General features: G+C 40.6%; 14 protein-coding genes and 1 pseudogene. 11 read left to right on the forward strand and 4 right to left on the reverse strand.

Annotated features, from left to right (window positions below; genetic code table 11):
* A pseudogene (locus A3IK_RS19475) lies at positions 1–230 on the reverse strand (RNA-guided endonuclease InsQ/TnpB family protein); the annotation flags it as partial.
* A 353-nt stretch (positions 231–583) separates the two neighbouring features.
* On the opposite strand from A3IK_RS19475, the gene A3IK_RS0113445 reads away from it, so the two are divergent.
* From A3IK_RS0113445 to A3IK_RS0113480, 8 genes are all read left to right on the forward strand, one after another.
* Positions 584–1,765 carry an ABC transporter substrate-binding protein gene (locus A3IK_RS0113445; RefSeq protein ID WP_020560503.1) on the forward strand — a complete coding sequence of 394 codons (1,182 nt, stop codon included), beginning with the start codon at positions 584–586 and terminating at the stop codon, positions 1,763–1,765.
* Positions 1,766–1,792: 27 nt separating this feature from the next.
* The gene (locus A3IK_RS0113450) at positions 1,793–3,364 is read left to right on the forward strand and encodes an ABC transporter permease (protein ID WP_020560504.1); all 1,572 of its coding nucleotides are present in this window, start codon (positions 1,793–1,795) and stop codon (positions 3,362–3,364) included.
* Complete coding sequence (locus tag A3IK_RS0113455) at positions 3,361–3,999, forward strand: ATP-binding cassette domain-containing protein (RefSeq protein WP_020560505.1); 639 nt, start codon at positions 3,361–3,363, stop codon at positions 3,997–3,999. Before A3IK_RS0113450 ends, A3IK_RS0113455 begins: the two co-directional genes overlap by 4 nt.
* A gap of 1 nt (position 4,000) precedes the next feature.
* Positions 4,001–4,609 (forward strand): CDP-alcohol phosphatidyltransferase family protein, encoded by a 609-nt coding sequence (locus tag A3IK_RS0113460; RefSeq protein ID WP_020560506.1) that lies wholly within the window; start codon positions 4,001–4,003, stop codon positions 4,607–4,609.
* A gap of 81 nt (positions 4,610–4,690) precedes the next feature.
* Positions 4,691–6,973 carry an ATP-binding protein gene (locus tag A3IK_RS0113465; protein ID WP_020560507.1) on the forward strand — a complete coding sequence of 761 codons (2,283 nt, stop codon included), beginning with the start codon at positions 4,691–4,693 and terminating at the stop codon, positions 6,971–6,973.
* An 11-nt stretch (positions 6,974–6,984) separates the two neighbouring features.
* Complete coding sequence (locus A3IK_RS0113470) at positions 6,985–9,624, forward strand: sensor histidine kinase (RefSeq protein WP_020560508.1); 2,640 nt, start codon at positions 6,985–6,987, stop codon at positions 9,622–9,624.
* Between the two features lies 1 nt (position 9,625).
* Positions 9,626–10,108 carry a hypothetical protein gene (locus A3IK_RS0113475; RefSeq protein WP_020560509.1) on the forward strand — a complete coding sequence of 161 codons (483 nt, stop codon included), beginning with the start codon at positions 9,626–9,628 and terminating at the stop codon, positions 10,106–10,108.
* A gap of 16 nt (positions 10,109–10,124) precedes the next feature.
* Complete coding sequence (locus A3IK_RS0113480; RefSeq protein WP_020560510.1) at positions 10,125–11,126, forward strand: hypothetical protein; 1,002 nt, start codon at positions 10,125–10,127, stop codon at positions 11,124–11,126.
* A gap of 148 nt (positions 11,127–11,274) precedes the next feature.
* Here A3IK_RS0113480 and A3IK_RS0113485 read toward each other — a convergent pair whose 3' ends face one another.
* Positions 11,275–11,670, reverse strand: coding sequence for a hypothetical protein (locus A3IK_RS0113485; RefSeq protein ID WP_020560511.1), 396 nt, complete (start codon positions 11,668–11,670; stop codon positions 11,275–11,277).
* Positions 11,671–11,699: 29 nt separating this feature from the next.
* Positions 11,700–12,278 (reverse strand): HD domain-containing protein, encoded by a 579-nt coding sequence (locus A3IK_RS0113490; protein WP_020560512.1) that lies wholly within the window; start codon positions 12,276–12,278, stop codon positions 11,700–11,702.
* Positions 12,279–12,427: 149 nt separating this feature from the next.
* On the opposite strand from A3IK_RS0113490, the gene A3IK_RS19480 reads away from it, so the two are divergent.
* Positions 12,428–13,777 (forward strand): sulfatase family protein, encoded by a 1,350-nt coding sequence (locus A3IK_RS19480; protein ID WP_020560513.1) that lies wholly within the window; start codon positions 12,428–12,430, stop codon positions 13,775–13,777.
* Between the two features lie 25 nt (positions 13,778–13,802).
* Entirely contained in the window at positions 13,803–14,720 is a 918-nt protein-coding gene (locus A3IK_RS19485; RefSeq protein ID WP_040849253.1) for a formylglycine-generating enzyme family protein, read from the forward strand.
* Here the strand turns inward: A3IK_RS19485 and A3IK_RS0113505 are convergent.
* Entirely contained in the window at positions 14,717–15,154 is a 438-nt protein-coding gene (locus tag A3IK_RS0113505; protein WP_020560515.1) for a hypothetical protein, read from the reverse strand. The genes A3IK_RS19485 and A3IK_RS0113505 overlap by 4 nt on opposite strands.
* Positions 15,155–15,764: 610 nt before the next feature.
* On the opposite strand from A3IK_RS0113505, the gene A3IK_RS0113510 reads away from it, so the two are divergent.
* Positions 15,765–17,306: GEVED domain-containing protein (locus A3IK_RS0113510; protein ID WP_026220975.1), on the forward strand; the 1,542-nt coding region annotated here is incomplete at its 3' end.

Here is a 17,306-nt window from a genome sequence, read left to right on the forward strand (position 1 = left end):
ATAAAGCCACGTTCTGCCTTAATACCTTTGAGTTGGCTTTGCAGGTCATACGCACTGAGATAAAGCGAGTGAAAACCAAACTCCGGAATGAAAAAATGTGAATAATAGGCGGTTTCTTCATTGGCTGCATTCCAGACCTGATTCACCTCAAACGCCATACGCTCAAGAATAGGCTTGTGCTTATCCTTGATGCGAACTTTGAGAGTTTTGAGGTGAGTTACTGATTTCATGATGTTGATTATACTACAAAAGGTGCTAACTGCTATTACTGTAGTACTACCTTTCATCGGCTGTCGCCGATAGCCTGATATCCCCTAGCTGAAGCAAGGGGCTTTACGGCTGTTCCGGTAACAAATTCTGGTTTCGCGCTAGAGTAGAGGTAAAATCGCTAGTGGTTTAATAGAATATAAGTATTTGAGCCAAAGTAATCGAGTATTTCTGGAGCAGTCTTGGCGGCAGGGATGCCGCCTTGTAGCGTACAGGGATGTATTTACAGCGACTGCGGAAGAAATACTCGATTACTTTGGCATATCTACTTAATAGCTATTTTTTGACAAATGATGGTATTGCTTGGGGAAGAGGGATGAATATAAAGCGAGCAGGGTTAGCGTGTTTAATGGGACTATGGCTGACAACAGCGGTGCAGGCCGAGGATTGGGCGAGTATCGAGTCTAAAGCCAAAGGCCAAACCGTGTATTTTAATGCTTGGGGTGGGGGCGAGAGTATTAATCGTTATCTGGATTGGGCGGCGCAAGAAACGCAAAAACGGTATGGTGTGACTTTAAAACACGTCAAAATCACCGATGCCGCCGAGGTGGTGAAACGCATTAAAACCGAGCTCGACGCCGGACGTAATACCGATGGAACAGTGGATTTAATCTGGGTCAATGGTGAAAACTTTAAAGCTCTCAAACAAGCGAATGCACTCTATGGTAATTGGGTTGAGTCGTTGCCGAATTGGCAGTATGTGGATGTAGCTAAACCCGTGCGCCAAGATTTTTCTGAAAGCACTGATAATCTAGAAGCCCCGTGGGGTACTGCACAATTAACCTTTATGGCAGATCAAGCTAAGGTTCCGACTCCACCGCGCTCTGCCGCCGAATGGCTGAGTTTTGCTAAAGCGCATCCGGGACGTGTGACCTATCCTAAGCCACCAGCTTTTCATGGGACTACTTTTCTTAAGCAATTACTGACCGAATTAACTCCTGATCCTAAAGTGCTACAGCAGCCTGTGGATAGTGCCCGCTGGGCCGAGCAGACTAAGCCCCTATGGGATTATTTAGACGAATTTCATCCAGTCGCTTGGCGTGAAGGCAAAACATTTCCCGCGACTCAAGCCGATATGATTCCTTTATTAGCCGATGGCGAATTGCTGTTAGCCCTAACCTTTAACCCTAATGAAGCCGCGAATTTAATTGAAAGTGGTCAATTACCCGATAGCAGTTATAGCTTTGGTTTTAGCAAGGGCACTATTGGCAATGTGCATTTTCTAGCAATTCCCAGCAATGCCAAAGCCAAAGAGGGGGCGCAAGTCGTAGCTAATTTTCTACTCTCACCCGAAGCGCAAGCACGTAAGGCGGATGTGACAGTGTGGGGTGATCCGAGCGTATTAGATATCAGTAAGCTTACCCCTGAGCAGCAAGCCATGATGACAAGTCAGGCGAAAGGCGCTCTCACCGAAAAGATACCCACCTTACCCGAACCGCATGCCTCTTGGGTGGAAGCGTTAGAGGCGGAATGGCTAAAGCGTTACGGTAGTCAATAAATCTTGCGCTGGCTAGCAATACTCGGCATGAGTGTGATATTCCTGCCGGTACTTTGGGCTTTGGGCGGAGTATTACAGCCGGCTATGAATCTGGCGGTGTGGCAGGCTTTATGCCAAGAGCCGCAAGTATTCGGCGCTTTACGCCATACCCTGATTTCAGCCTTAGGCTCTACTGTGCTGGCTTTATTACTGGCTATAAGCAGTGTCATAGCGCTGTATCCGAGTCGAATATGGCAGTGGTTAACCCGTCGTTTAGCGGTGCTATTAGCCTTTCCCCATGCCGCCTTTGCCGTAGGGTTAAGCTTTCTTATTGCGCCCACCGGATTCATCGCCCGTCTTTTAGCCCCCTTATTGGAGTGGACTAACCCCCCTTTATGGCTAACACCACAAGACCCCTATGCGCTGAGTTTAATGCTGGCACTAGCTTTAAAAGAAAGTTGGTTTTTGCTCTGGGTCTTAGCAGCGGCACTCCAACAGCAGCATATTCTACGTGCTTTACACGTGGCTCAGAGCCTAGGTTATGGTCGTTTACAGATCTGGCTACAGGTACTCTTACCACAAGTTTTGCCGCGTTTAGCTGGCGCTTTGGCGGCGGTATTGGCTTATAGTGTGTCCGTGGTGGATATGGCGGTTATTCTGGCTCCGAGCACCCCGCCGCCTTTGGCAGTGTTGGGTTGGCAATGGCTGCATGATAATGATCCACACTATTATGCGCTGGGTAGTGCGGTGTCGGTGTTATTAATGCTGATCATGGTGGGGATCAGTCTGATGGGCTGGTTAGGTTATAAACTCTTAGTATTACTCAATCAAACCCCTTCTGGTCAGCGCTGGCGGACTTTTCCCTTACCTTTTAAGGCAACAGGCATAGTAAGCCTAGTGGTGTTAAGTGGCTGGCTAGCCTTATTGTTATTAGCGCTGTGGTCGGTGGCGGAGCAGTGGTTTTTCCCAGATTTATTACCCCAGCGTTGGACATTAAAAGCATGGTGGCAATTCGACGGGAGCTTATTGGGTAATACCCTATTGTTGGGGGCGGCAAGTAGCGTCATAGCGGTCATAGTGACGCTAATCTGGTTAGAGGCTTTTCCGCAGTTATCCAGTGAGTGGTGGTATGGTGCTTTATGTTTGCCTGCCGTGCCTTTAGTGGTGGCTCAGTATACGGTGGTGATTCGTTTCGGGCTTGAAAGTACCTATGTAGCCTTGGTTTGGAGTCATTTATGGTGGGTGTTGCCCTATGTGCTATTGGTATTAGCGGGAGCCTATCGAAGTTTTGATACGCGTTTTGAGATTGCAGCTAGAGCACTAGGTTATGCACGGTGGCAAGTGTTTTGGCGGGTCAAATTACCGATGCTAGGGCGTCCGATTAGTGCTGCAGTGGCGGTAGGGTTTGCGGTGAGTGTCGCGCAGTATTTGCCCACAGTCATGCTGGGGGCAGGGCGGATTACTACCATGACGACCGAAGCGGTGGCTTTAAGCGCGGGAGGCAATCGGCGCACGTTGGCGGTGTATGCCTTAGGGCAAGCTTTATTACCTTGGTTGGTGTTTATGCTGATGAGTAGTTTAGCCTTTTGGCAAGCACGGAATCGCAGGGGGTTGAAATGATGTTGCAATTAAGCCAAGTGTCGATTGTAAAAAATCAACAAGTATTAATTAAAGATTTCAATCTCACCATCCCTAATGGTGAAATAGTGACACTCATGGGGGCGTCGGGCAGCGGTAAATCAACCCTATTGAGTTGGATTTTAGGGGTATTACCTGAGGCATTTCAAGCGCAAGGACATTTACAATTAAATGGGCAAGTATTAGATCATATACCAATAGAAAAACGCTGTATTGGGATTATTTTTCAAGAGGATCTGTTATTTCCACACTGGAATGTGGGGCAGAATTTGGCTTTTGCCTTGCCTAAAACTGTGCAAGGTAAAACGCGACGGGAGCGTATTGAGCAGGTATTAGAGCAGGTGGGGTTAGCTGGATTTTATGAGCGTGATCCCGCCACACTGTCGGGAGGGCAGCGCTCGCGGGTCAGTGTGTTACGAGCGATTTTGGCAGAACCCCAAGCCTTATTATTGGATGAGCCATTTGCTAAATTAGATCGTGCCTTACGCTCGCAGGTGCGGGAGTGGGTGTTTACACAGGTGCAAGCATTGAATATTCCCGTGTTATTAGTGACGCATGATGAGGACGATGTGCCCCTAGGTGGGCGTGTGGTGGAATTAGTAGCAAAGGAGGAATGAGATGCTAGATAAGATGATTTTGGCGCAGGTAAAACCAACCCTGCAGGCAGTCGCTAAGCGCCTATTGAGCTGGGGAATAACACCTAATCAAGTAACCGTTACTGGGTTTTTGCTAGGCATGCTAGCACTACCAGCCTTAGCTTTTGAATATTATTCATTTTCTATAATTTTAATTATGTTAAATAGACTAGCTGATGGTCTAGACGGTGTTATGGCTAGATCTAGCAAACCTAGTGATCGGGGAGCCTTTTTAGATATTGTGTTAGATTTTTTGTTTTATTCTGCTATTCCTTTAGGCTTTGCATTAGCAGATCCAGCCCAGAATGCTTTAGCGGCTGCGGTATTGATTTATGCTTTTATTGGTACGGGTTGCAGCTTTTTAGCGTTTGCAATCATCGCCGCCAAACGGGGTTTGAATAGTACCCATTACCCTGAAAAGGGTTTTTATTATTTAGGTGGGCTAACCGAGGCCACTGAAACGATTGCGGTATTTATATTGATGTGTTTATTCCCTGCCTATTTTGCCGTATTCGCCTATGGGTTTGCAGCTCTGTGTTTTCTGACTACGGCACTGCGAATTAAAGCAGGGTGGGAAGTGTTTGATTCTTAGTTAAAAAACAATCTACTTTGACTAGACAGGGTTAGTAATTATTGCTATGTTTGTTTAATCATTGTTCATGTGAGATTCAGCATGCAACATACCCCGCTAGTGAATTTGATTAATCAGGTGATCACTGCTCGCATTGTGGCACAGCATCTCAATAACTGTGATCTCCACTCAGATACCGGACAATTATTACGCTTATATCAAAGTGATAGTAAGGCTTGGAAGTCCGAGCAACTTATGGGGCAGTTGAGTCAATATCAGGTCGGTAAAGAACTCAAAGTATTAGTCACACATCGACGTGCCGAGGATGGTGGTGTTTATTATGTGCATGAGCGTTGGGTGGATAGGACAGATGAGGAGTCTCTAACAATAGGGATGGTTGTTAAAGGGCAAGTTGTCGCTGAGGTTCTGAAAGCGGGCAGTCTTATAGGTTATTACGTACAGCTTCATCCTGATGAAACAGGCTATCAACAACCCGATACACGAGTCTATTTACCGTTAGAAGAAATACCTTGGGAGGATGGTAGTTTAACAGAGCATCCTATTAACCCAGCTAGTAAACGTTTAGCCCTATGGATAGATGATTGGGTTGAACTTGAGATTACCGATTTAAAACAGCTCCCTCTTTTTTCAGAAGCCAGTCTAATTAAGTGTATTCACCATCGAGATCTTAGTTTTTATTATAAAACTGATAGCTCTACTTCTTATTTGGCCTCTAAACCAGAATTGCAAATCTTCAAAGACAGAAATTTAAATATATTAAGCCTGAGTAATCTAGAAAATCCATTGCTAGGTAAAAAAATTATTGTTTTAGATGATACTGAAGAAAAGCTTAAGACACTATGTGAGCTTTTAGAGAAAAATGGAGCAGATATAGATTATATTCAAGTTGCTCATGGAAAAATCGGTATTGCAGCTAAGCATCTATATGAAAAAATAAAATTAAATAATGATATTGATTTGATCTTAGTTGACTATGCTTTGCCACAGATTTATCAAGGGACAGAGTTGGTTGATCAGACCTATAAGCTGTTAACTGAAGATAATATAACAATATTGCCTAGTTTTGCTTTGATTTCTAGTTATATTGAGCAAAAAGATGTGGACTATGCTCGTAAAAAACTACCTTTTTTAAAGGGTTTTTTGGTTAGGCCAATCAGAATAGATCAGTTACTTAATTTATTAGATAACGATGAAAGTGATGATTTGTGGCGTACATCACCTTATTATAATAATTTAGCACAATTAGCTCAGCCTAATCGCACTAAAGAACTACCGGAGTTAATACATGAGATAGTTTATCAAGGGCTGGCTAATTTCATTATACTACTAGAGATTAGTATAAATAGGGACTTGGTTTGGAGTGTTGGTGCAGGTGCGATGCCTTTTAATGCAGATGATTTAGCTCATATTGAGCAACATTCTGATTTATCTGTTTTGATGAATGGTAGCTGTAATGAATTAAGTTATAGTGTCGCTGCTGGAGAGAAAGATACTCTGCTAGGGTTACATAACTACAGGACGACTTGGCAATTGCTTAGCATTAGTAGTGAATCTAAGTATATTTTAGGTATCGGCTATAGAAATAGTAGTAGTAATTATGATGGTTTAATTAGTCAATTAGTTATCCAAGGCTTAAATGATAAAGCATGGCGAGGTTGGGTGGACCATCATGCTAATTTTATTAGTAGTGGTGTATTAGTACATAGTTTGGCTCATGAGTATAAAAACTATTTAAATATTTTAATGAATGATAGTAGCTTAATAAGTCTCATGATAGAGCGTAATGATGTCAATCTTTCAAAGCTTAAAAGCATCAGTAGCCGTATAAAAGAGCAAACCCATCAAGCTGCTGAGCTAATGGATGTTTTATTAAGTGGTTTAAGCCATCGTACTAGTCCTGTTAGATTAGCAGATGTTATTAAACAAGTAACACGTTTGGTTCAATCATCTTTTTCAGAGAGTAATACTGTGCTTAAAGTGGGAAAAATACCCGATATCACTCTAGGCATACCTAGTGCAATTATTACTACTGTAATAGTAAATTTAATACTCAATGGTGATAAACATCATTATCGTAATGAAAATAGATTAGTGAGCCTTTATATTTCATTAGAAAATAGCATAAATAACACTTTATTGAATATAGTGGTTCAGGATAATGGCCCAGGGATTCATACACGTAATCTAGATAGATTATTTAAAATAGGTTATTCAAGTGCTAATAGTATTGAAGGGAAGCATGGTATAGGTCTTTGGCTATCTAATGAGTTATTGAAAAAAGCTCAAGGCTCTATATTGTTGAACGAAAACCTAATAGGATTAGGCTGTGCGTTTAAGATTAAAATACCTCTTAGCTTAGTATGAGGAATATTGTTATGGATACTTTAAAAATACTAGTGATAGATGATGATCAGAGTTTTAATGATAATATACAGACGTTTGCTGATTACTTTAATTGGCAGGTAGAGTCGTCTAGGGTGAATGATTTAGAAGAAATTGATTGTTCTTTGTCTAAAGATTTTGATTATATTATTTTAGATGGAAAGTTAAAGTTTATTAAAAAAATAATAGATCTGTTGGATAAACATAAAGTTAAAGATAAAGTTTTATTTGTTTCGGCTTTAGATTTATCAGTTGGAGAGAGCTATGGATTTAATCGTATTTATCAAAAACCCATTGATTTGGCTAAGGTAAATGATGACTTAAGAAATGTTGACAATAAAAAAGAATTAGTAGTATGTGAGGGCTCTGATATGGTTAGTGAATGTACATCGAAAAAAGATATTTTATGGTCGGCTTTTAATGGATTAACACCGGCTGTAACTATTCATAGAAAAAATAATAGTATAGATTTAATTATTGGAAATAAAAGTTCAGAATATATGCCGTTTTCGATACCTTTTGAGGATAGGCAAAAGGTAAATTTGAAGTTACTAAAGTTAGATTTAGATGAGAAGCAGCGTGAAAACTCGGCTATTAGAATGTCCTCAAGAGAGGACTGGAATGATGATGTAAAAAATTGGATTCATTCTCGCCTTTATGATACTCAAGGATATTATTGGTTAACTCGACAAGTCATGTCGCAAGAGTACTTAAGTACTCCATTAAGTGCCCATGATGATTTATCAGTATTTATGGGTAAAGCCTCAGTCCATCTTAAAAAGTGGGGCATTACTAGAGTACGTCTTTATAAGGTTATGAGGCTTTATAGTGATGACAAAGATAAAGGCTTGAGAAAGTCTTATATACTTAAACCGCTTTATGAGTCAGGAGGTGGCTTTATTGAGGGAGATAATTGGTTTGATCGACAGTTGATTTGTAAAAAAGAAAATCCTAACTCAGAGCATATATTTAAAATACTATCTGATGGACTGCTCAGTGATGGTGATTTTTATACACTCAATGAGGTTAAAGATGATGGGGAAAATTACCTATGTTCAACTATTGAGTGGGGAGAAGCTGGTACAAGAGCTTTAATACCTATAAAAGGAAAAGATACTAATGAAAAAATGACTGTATTAGGTTTATTAGCTATTGACCAACGTGCAGATCATTTATCTGCTGAAGCTGTTTTAGCATTTAGTATTATTGATGATAACTCTTCTGGTTTAGCTCCATTAACTCATGTGGAAATGAAAGAGACAAAAGGTTATTTCACAGAGCAATTAGTACCAAAATTATTTAAATTACTTAATAACAGCATAGGAAATAAGCTGCGTGAGTGGAATACCATTATTTCTATTGTAATGAAAAATAATATTGAGAGTTCTGAGTCTACTAATGTGGATGAAGTTATAAAATTGTTGAAAAATAAATTTTGGAATAGTATTGCCAATATTCATAATAATAAAATACATAATAGTCAAGATTTAATAAATTGGTACTTTTTACGAGCAGAGGACTATGATCAGCTTCATGTCATAAGTGGGGTTGGAGAGATAGCGGAAGATAGAAAAAAAATACAATATTTTAATAATTTATCCCCATTTAAAGAGGCCTTAGACTCAGAGACTGGTGCGGGCTATATTATTCAAGATTTTCAAAATTGGATTAAAGAAAAAGGTATAGTCTCAATAAGCTCATATGCTACTAATGAAAAAAGAAAGCAGTGGTTAGGTGAAATAGGTTCTTGGGTGGGAGTACACTTTAAGGCACATAAAAGAGATTACTTAATGATAGTGCATGCAAAAGAAAAAAATTATTTTAATGAATATCGTGTGCGTTTATTAAAACATGCCGCACAAAGACTTTCACCTTTATTATTATGGGAAAATGCAGAAAGAGCAAAAGAACTATTTAATCGAGCTATAGTTCATGAGCTAGCAACCCCCCTACAAATAATAGAGAAGGAATATAAAAAACTATCTAAAGAAGATATAAAAAATGTAGAAGATATGTATGCTAACACAAAATTATTACATTATATGGTAGAGAATATTAAAGTTCTTAATCAAGCTCAAGGATGGAGTTCAGAGTCAGGGTCTACAAAAAAAAATGAAAAATTAGAGGATGCTAATTTAGATAAAATATTAAGTAAATTACATTTTTTGTATGTTTTAGCTAAAAATAATGAGATAATTATAGAAATTAGTCCTGCTAAGGGAACTTCGCTTTATGATAAAATAGCTAGAGAATTATTGGTAAAAAAAGAGTTGTTAAGTGCTTTGATCGAAATAATTTTTAATTTATTGCATAATGCAATAAAATATACATCTCACGATTATAGTACTGTATCCATCAATATGGAGCATTATAAAGATGAAAAAACAGTAAAAGTTTATATATCTAATATGACAAGTGGTGCTATGAATGATACAGATAGAAAAAAGATATTTTTACCTTATTTTAGATCGAAAAATACAAAGCAAAATTCCGGTGGAGGATTGGGTTTAGCTGTAGTAAAAATTTTATGCGATAAACATGGTATGACATGTGAAGCATTAAGGCCATTGCTAGAAGGTAGTCATTATAAACAAACTTTTTTATTAACAATACCAGTAGTAGAGATAGATTAAAATGCTAGGCTTATATTATGTTGATGATGAAAGAGGTATGAAGAAATTTATTAAGAGTTATATTGAGATTTTGAATAAAAACCAAAAAAAAATAGATTTCAATAATAAAAATATGTACTGTGGTGAGGGAGCAGTAGATGCTTTTTTTAATGAGGTGGTTCATTTAGATAGTGATGAGTTAAGTAAGTATCTGTTTTTATTAGATGTCAGAATGCCAGTACCTAGGGGATTAAATAATGCAGATGTTTGGGGCGAATATAGGGGTGCTAGAAGTGATGTATGTGGTTTTGCTTTGGCGAGATATTTATTAAATAAAAAAATAAAAATAAATCAAATAAGATTATTTAGTGCTTATAGGGATATAATTAATAATGAAATTATTAATTTTTTTGATTCAGAAAATGATTGGTATATTTTTATCAGTAAATATGACTTAGATGTTGTATTTTTTGAAGAGTGGTTAAAAGATTTAAGTGCTATTTAGGTAGTGGTAATTAGTTATGAGTTTATATTACAAATACAAAAAATGTTTAGTCTTGGCTAGAAAAAATAAATGTATTCTCTTTTTAATTCCATTGATAAAAAAATACGCAATACCCATCTTGTTATTGGTTTTTTTATTTATCTATTCTTATGTTCAATTAGGAAAAAGATTAGATCAAATTGATCCATTATTATCAATGACATTTGCATTAAGTTTATTTTTAGGGGTTTGGTTTAGAAATATTTATCTAAGAAAAAGATATGCTCTTAGATATCCTGAAAATGAAAGGCAACTTTATAGTTTGGATATAATTAATCTTTTTGCTATGCTCATATTTGTTAATGTGGTTTGGATAATTTTAATCTATATCAATGCTATTTTTATACAAGTAGATGCTGTAAACATAATAGCACGTGAAGCTCAAGAGTCAAAAACAATATTTAATCAAGGTGTGGCTATAATAACTTTAGTGATAGTTGTTGTAACCGCTTATTATTTGGTGGCTATACAGGGTACTTATAATCAAGCTAAAGATTTTTTGAAAAACTTGGAGATATCTATGTTGGATATTAAGAAAGAAGTAGAAAATCTAGACAAGCAAAGGTTGTTGATTAAAAAATTACGTAATCAAAGTATCTATCATCTACATGCAACTTTATTACAAAACTTAGCTTTTAATATGAAAGAAAATAGAGATATTGATAAAAAAATAAAAGAAATAGCAGATATTAATTATTATTACTCTAATTTTATAAAAAAAACTATGGATGGAGATGGTAATTATAAATATTGTGATAGTGATTCACTTAGTCTTTTAAAGATGAATGTTGAAATTATGAGAGGTTTTATAAAAAAATACCCTGAGTTAGATGATTTATATGACGCTCTAAAGGAACCAATTCTTATTATAAAAGAATATTTAGATTATATTGATAAAGAAAATAATTATCTACCAGAAGATAAAGATACAGTTTATTACTGTATTAGATTGATTGATAAAATAACTAAAAAAATTTAGACTATCTATCATATTATATTAACCCACCAATTAAATAGTAGATAGAGCAAATTACAACCTATTGATTTTTTATTAAAAATCAATAGAATTTAGTTTAACTATGTCGCCTATTTATTTAGGAGGTTAATATTAAGGTTAAGTGGTAGGATTAAGAATCTTCGCGCTGAAGATCCGCCTTAAACTGATCAACACCTTCAAATCCTAAAGCACTCAGCCGCTCGAAATAGGGTTGATAATCAAATGTTTCTGGCTCCTCCAGCTCAAAGGGGTCTAAGTCCCAAATCGCATCAGCGACCCATTCATACCAGCGTGGCGGTGGAGAGAAGTATTTAAAATACTCAATCCGTTGAGCCTCACTCATTTGAGCCTCATTCCACCATTGCCAAAAGCGCCCAATAAAGCTCTCGCCCCCACCCATGCGCCAAGCAATCGAATAAGGATAAGCCTCTGGTAGATAGATCCAAGGCGGGGGAAACATACCATGCTCAGCAATCAGTGGCTCAACATGATCTTGATACCAAGTAGATGGGGGAAGCTCGTTCATGGTGTTTTATCCAATATTAGGTTTCATTTTTAAACAGACGGGCTATTTTCTGCCAGTGCCTGAGTGTCTTTATCAATCATGGCTCGGATTTGAGTGGTCAGTGCATCGTGATCGGTATATTTTTTCCCATAGGCCAGATTAAAGGCATAGTCAAAATCGGGTGGGTTTTGGCCTTGGGTATGTTGTAAAACTGTTTCGAGTTTATCAAAAGCCTTAGCTAGTCGTGCCTCTGGAGAAGTGGCTTGTTCATACTCATCCCAAAGCTGGAGAATTTTTTCTTGTAGATCGGAGCGTAGGGGTTGGAGTAGTTGCTCTAGGTCTTTGCGCTCTTCCAGCGCTTTATTGCTTCCTGCTATCTGATCCACCGCTGGAATGTCACCACTAATAGCTTCACCTAAATCATGAATAATGCAGATTTTCATGAGCTTGAGAATATCGATCTCTGGATATTCATCCTCAAACAATAGAATCATGAGACATAAGCGCCACGTATGTTCTGCGGTACTTTCGCGTCGACCATTTGAAGTGTTCCCTGAGCGTAGGGTATTTTTGAGCTGTTCGGCACCTCTTAGAAACTCCAATATGCCTGCAATATCTTGTTTTTTCATATAGTTAAATAATCCCTATTTTATGATGATGCTACTGGTCGGCTGCCTTGCTACGTTGGGCGGTTTGGTAGTGGGTTGGCTACATGATAAACCCTATATTGCGGCTTAATTATAAAATTAATTAATATAAATATTAGGAATAATAAGCCATGAATAGACGACAATTCCTACGCTCTGGCCTGACTGGTATGGCTGGATTGACCATGACACCGCTCGCACTCATTACCCATGAAGCCTTTGCCCAGCGTGCTCCGACCGATATGCCGAATATTATCTTGATCATGGCAGATGATATGGGTGTGGAAGCCTTGGAATGTTATGGCAGCCTACAGACTAAAACCCCTAATCTGAACAAAATGGCTAGCATGGGCATGAAGTTTGAGCATTGTTATGCCCAGCCTTTGTGTACACCGTCACGGGTACAGATTATGACGGGTCAATATAATGATCGTAATTATGAAGGCTTCGGTGGGCTTAATCCTAAGGAAGTGACCTTTGCCAACTTTCTAAAAACCGTCGGTTATCGTACTTGTATTGCGGGTAAATGGCAGCTTGGCTGGCCAGGTTATGAAAGTACTAATCTGGTGAGTCAGTTCGGGTTTGATGAGTCTTGTGTGTGGAATATGCGCTATGGTGTGGAGCCGGGGCATTTTGGCGGTACAGCCGAAGGGCTAGGTAGTCGTTATTATAACCCTAATCTGTATATTAATGGGGTACAGACCGAATTTGCGAAAAAGGACTATGGTCCCGATGTCTGTACTAATTTCATTACGCGCTTTATTCGGGACAATGCGAATGCGCCGTTCTTTGTCTATTACCCCATGCTCTTGACGCATGAACCGTTTCACCGCCCACCGATTCGCTCTTCGGGGTCTGAATTTCATGATATGGTGCATTATGCTGATCTGCTGGTCGGGCGCATTATGCAACAGCTCGAAGACAGTGGTTTGAGCAAAAATACCCTCGTATTGTTTACTGCTGATAATGGTACGGTGGCAGGGGTGCCTACCCGCACGGTTAATGGTGTAGTGCGTGGGGGTAAGGCGGATATGACGGATGCAGGGACACATGTACCGCTCTTAGCCCAGTGGCCTGGGGTAGTACCGGCGGGTGTTACTACTAATACCTTAGTGGATTTTACCGATTTCTTACCGACCTTAGTGGATACCGCGACAGGTATTAAAATACCGCGCCCCGTGATTGATGGTCAAAGCTTCCTACCTCAACTCAAAGGTGTGGCGGCGCATGAACGTGAATGGGTATTCTGTCATTACAGTGGTACACGCTCCGCCATTGATGGCAGGGGCAAGGCTTATGTACGTAATCAACGTTGGAAATTATACGATAGCGGTCAGTTTTATGATGTAAGCAAGGATCGCAATGAAAACCGCCCCATCAATCAAAAGCGCCTGAATACTATGAATATGGCTGAGCGCACAGCCGCATTAGCAGCACGGGAGCAATTGACGGTGGCGCTGGCTAATATTAAGGCACGGTAAAAGTTTCGGCTCCAATAATCGGGGCATGAAAAACCAGACCACTAAACACAAACAAAGCGTACCACCCGGAATGACATGGATTTCGGGTGGTACTTTTTTAATGGGGGCGGATAACTTCTACCCAGAGGAAGCCCCCGCTCACGAGGTCAGTGTTACTGGTTTCTGGATTGATACCCATGCTGTGACTAATGCAGATTTTAAGCGTTTTGTGCAGGCCACAGGTTATCAAACTTTGGCTGAGCGAGGGTTAGATCCGGCATTATTACCTCATGCTCATCCTGATCTATTAGCAGCGGGTTCCTTGGTTTTTCAGATGACGCGCGGGCCGGTTGACCTAAGTGATATTCGGCAGTGGTGGCGCTTTGTTGTAGGTGCTTGTTGGAAACATCCCGAAGGTGCAGGCAGTACCATACAAGGACGCATGAAGCATCCGGTAGTGCATATTGCTTATGCCGATGCACTAGCCTATGCACATTGGGCAGGAAAGAGCCTAGCGACCGAGGCGCAATGGGAATTTGCCGCACGAGGTGGTTTAGTGGGGGCGGCTTATGCATGGGGCGATGAATTAGTACCCGATGGCAAGCATATGGCAAATACTTGGCAGGGTGAGTTTCCTTGGCAAAATCTCGCCCTAGATGGCTATGCAGGCACCGCGCCCGTGGGTTCTTATCCACCGAATGGTTATGGTCTGTATGACATGATTGGCAATGTATGGGAGTGGACTCAGGATGACTATCACAGCTATGAGCAGCCTCATAAGAAGCCTTGTTGTACCCCCGCTATAGGTGTCTCACCTCAGCGTGGTAAAGTCCTGAAAGGCGGCTCGTTTTTATGTGCCCCTAGCTATTGCCAACGTTACCGCCCCGCCGCGCGTTCTGAGCAATCTCCAGAATCGGCGACTAATCACATTGGATTTCGTTGCGTGATCAATGTGCCATCCTAATTATAAGCTTTGCTACGCCCATAGCGACCTAAACCCCACCACAATAGCCCTATAATCAACACAGGTAGCCAAGCAGGCACCCCCAGCCAAAACTGCTCTGCTTCCTGCACTAGCCAAAAGCCACGCCGATTCCAGTTGGTTTTCACGGCAGGCTGATGCTGGCGGTCAGTACGCAAAAAAGTACCCGCCGGATCAAAACGATCATAGTGTCGGGTTGGGTCATAAGCTTGAATACTTTGTCCGCGCCCTATTAGAACAGCACCATTCCCCGGCCACCACAGGCGATAATAAGTGTAATGAACCTTACCTAGCTTCATCTGTGGCGCTTCGGAGTCAATGCCGATAGTGCTGTAATGGGTATAACTACTGAGCCAGAATAGCCCAAACCCCAGTCCGAGCAGTAGTAAGAGTAGACGGATAGATTTTAGCAACATAAAAACTTCATTAACTTATTCATTTTTTACTTATACCACTGGTCTGTAATAGGTAGCAATTTGCGTATGCCCGACAGAGGGGGAGGTCTTTGTTTTTTGATAAAAATTAGAGATAAATTTACAAAAGATTATTTTTTATCAATGCTAGTTTTTTATAAAATTGGTATAATATTCAATCAAGTTATTGATTTTTAAAATATTAATTTATTTATGATAGTTATTTATAAATCTGTTTTATATGTTAGTATTTGTAGTCTATGGTCTTACAGGGAGTGAAAAGGCTCGATAAAAATATCATAACCCTTGTAAAGAAATCATAGCGCTTGGCTATGATCCATTCAGCTTTCATTTAGAAATACCAATTAAAATTAAGTTAATTTAAATGCAAAAATAAATAAAAGTTTATTCTAACGAGACCGATAAAAGAAGCATAGAGGGTAAGCAAACTCGTTGTTATCCTTTGAATAGTAAAAATATTAATGATTTATACAGTGCAACAAGATCGCTATGTTGTCGTATTTTTTTAGAGGGGGATATTGTGATTTATAATAATAGATATTTTTTGAGACTTTTCCTCATCTTGATGATGTGGGGAGCATCAACACAGCTTATGGCAGCATTGCCGACAGTTCCAGCTGTGCCTAGTAGCATGTGTACGGTCAATGCTGCGGGATGGATTTTTAACTTTACCGCTGATTACCCCGGTGAGCCAAGCTATAGGCTCGATTATACAGGGACGGGGTGGACCTATAACAGTAGTAAAATACCTACACGCAGTAATAGTACGGCTCCAACTAGGAATCTGACCCTAACACCTAGTGATCAGCCTGCCGATCTGGTTAACAAATCTGTATCGTTAGGTCAGGGTGAAACATGGGTGTTAGTGAGCCGCCTTGAGGCAGCGCCTGGTTCGAGTGAAACCATTGTTTTTCAGGATCAAGGTAAAGAGGATCATGATGTATTTATGGTACTTGATTCATCAGGCAATGTGTTAGGGCGCTATCCTGGTAGCGGGTCAGACGCTGATAATAACATGCTCAGTAATAATACCGCTGCAAGTCTTAGTTTCACGATGCCGGCTAATGGTATTGCCTATGCGTATACTTGGATCGTCGATTTTGGGGTGGAGTGGGGCATTCATATCAATGATACCTGCCGGATAGACTACTCTGATGCTGCCAGTTCTTATGGCACAGCGACCCATGTGATTAAAAAAGGACTCTTGCAATTAGGTAGTAAAATAACGCCCGATACTGCGATGGTCACCGATGCAGATAATGCCTCCGATGATGGTATTGTTACCCTCCCCACGCTATCCCCCGATATGATGACCTATAGTGTGAGTACAGCAGTAACCAATACCACCGGACAGACAGCTACTTTACATGGCTGGATTGACTTTGACCGCAATGGTGTGTTTGATGCCGATGAGTATACTAGTGTTACCGTAGCCAATGGCAGTACCAGTGCGGCACTGAACTGGTCGGTACCCCTCGATACCGTAGCCGGTAGCACCTATGCACGTTTCCGTCTCACCACCGATACCCTAACCGCGACCAGTGCCGCTACGGCTGTCTCTAATGGTGAAGTCGAAGACTATACCCTGACCATTAGTGCTCAGACCAGTGCAACACCGAATACGACAGCTACAGCGTGTACCGCCTACCGCCAATATGCTGTGGATGATATTAGCGCTATACCCCTGAAATCTGCCGGTACTACGCTACCGATCTCATTCACCGCCTCTGGTGGCACTCGCAACCCACAAGGCCTAACCGCCACCTATGCCTTTGCCGCTAGTGGCAGCTCCGGCGGGACAGCAGGGCGTACTAGCTCTGCCACGCTGACCTCGCCTTGGACGAGCAGCAGTTGGTCTCCAGTTGAATTCAGTAGTACCCCCACCACACCGAGTAGCAGTGCAAGCTATAACTTAGTGATCACCCTAAGCCAAGCCATGGAAGGGGTGGGGATTATGATTGGTGATATTGATAAATCCGCAGGCTCGACCGGAGCCGCCGAAGGGGTGGCACGGGTCATGTTTAAGGATGCAGCGGGTGGAGTCGTACCCCTCACGCAATCCACTCTACCAGTCAATACGACCGCCACGACATCAAACTATTACCTAGGCTCGAATCTGTTAGCCTATGGAACG

Source organism: Thiofilum flexile DSM 14609, assembly GCF_000380185.1.
GTDB lineage: Bacteria > Pseudomonadota > Gammaproteobacteria > Thiotrichales > Thiotrichaceae > Thiofilum > Thiofilum flexile.

What these genes read in the sequence shown, in the direction of transcription:
- A3IK_RS0113445 (WP_020560503.1), top strand. Translation starts at nt 584, where the DNA reads ATGAATATAAAGCGAGCAGGGTTAGCGTGTTTAATGGGACTATGGCTG.
- A3IK_RS0113450 (WP_020560504.1), top strand. Translation starts at nt 1,793, where the DNA reads ATGAGTGTGATATTCCTGCCGGTACTTTGGGCTTTGGGCGGAGTATTA.
- A3IK_RS0113455 (WP_020560505.1), top strand. Translation starts at nt 3,361, where the DNA reads ATGATGTTGCAATTAAGCCAAGTGTCGATTGTAAAAAATCAACAAGTA.
- A3IK_RS0113460 (WP_020560506.1), top strand. Translation starts at nt 4,001, where the DNA reads ATGCTAGATAAGATGATTTTGGCGCAGGTAAAACCAACCCTGCAGGCA.
- A3IK_RS0113465 (WP_020560507.1), top strand. Translation starts at nt 4,691, where the DNA reads ATGCAACATACCCCGCTAGTGAATTTGATTAATCAGGTGATCACTGCT.
- A3IK_RS0113470 (WP_020560508.1), top strand. Translation starts at nt 6,985, where the DNA reads ATGGATACTTTAAAAATACTAGTGATAGATGATGATCAGAGTTTTAAT.
- A3IK_RS0113475 (WP_020560509.1), top strand. Translation starts at nt 9,626, where the DNA reads ATGCTAGGCTTATATTATGTTGATGATGAAAGAGGTATGAAGAAATTT.
- A3IK_RS0113480 (WP_020560510.1), top strand. Translation starts at nt 10,125, where the DNA reads ATGAGTTTATATTACAAATACAAAAAATGTTTAGTCTTGGCTAGAAAA.
- A3IK_RS0113485 (WP_020560511.1), bottom strand. Translation starts at nt 11,670, where the DNA reads ATGAACGAGCTTCCCCCATCTACTTGGTATCAAGATCATGTTGAGCCA.
- A3IK_RS0113490 (WP_020560512.1), bottom strand. Translation starts at nt 12,278, where the DNA reads ATGAAAAAACAAGATATTGCAGGCATATTGGAGTTTCTAAGAGGTGCC.
- A3IK_RS19480 (WP_020560513.1), top strand. Translation starts at nt 12,428, where the DNA reads ATGAATAGACGACAATTCCTACGCTCTGGCCTGACTGGTATGGCTGGA.
- A3IK_RS19485 (WP_040849253.1), top strand. Translation starts at nt 13,803, where the DNA reads ATGAAAAACCAGACCACTAAACACAAACAAAGCGTACCACCCGGAATG.
- A3IK_RS0113505 (WP_020560515.1), bottom strand. Translation starts at nt 15,154, where the DNA reads ATGTTGCTAAAATCTATCCGTCTACTCTTACTACTGCTCGGACTGGGG.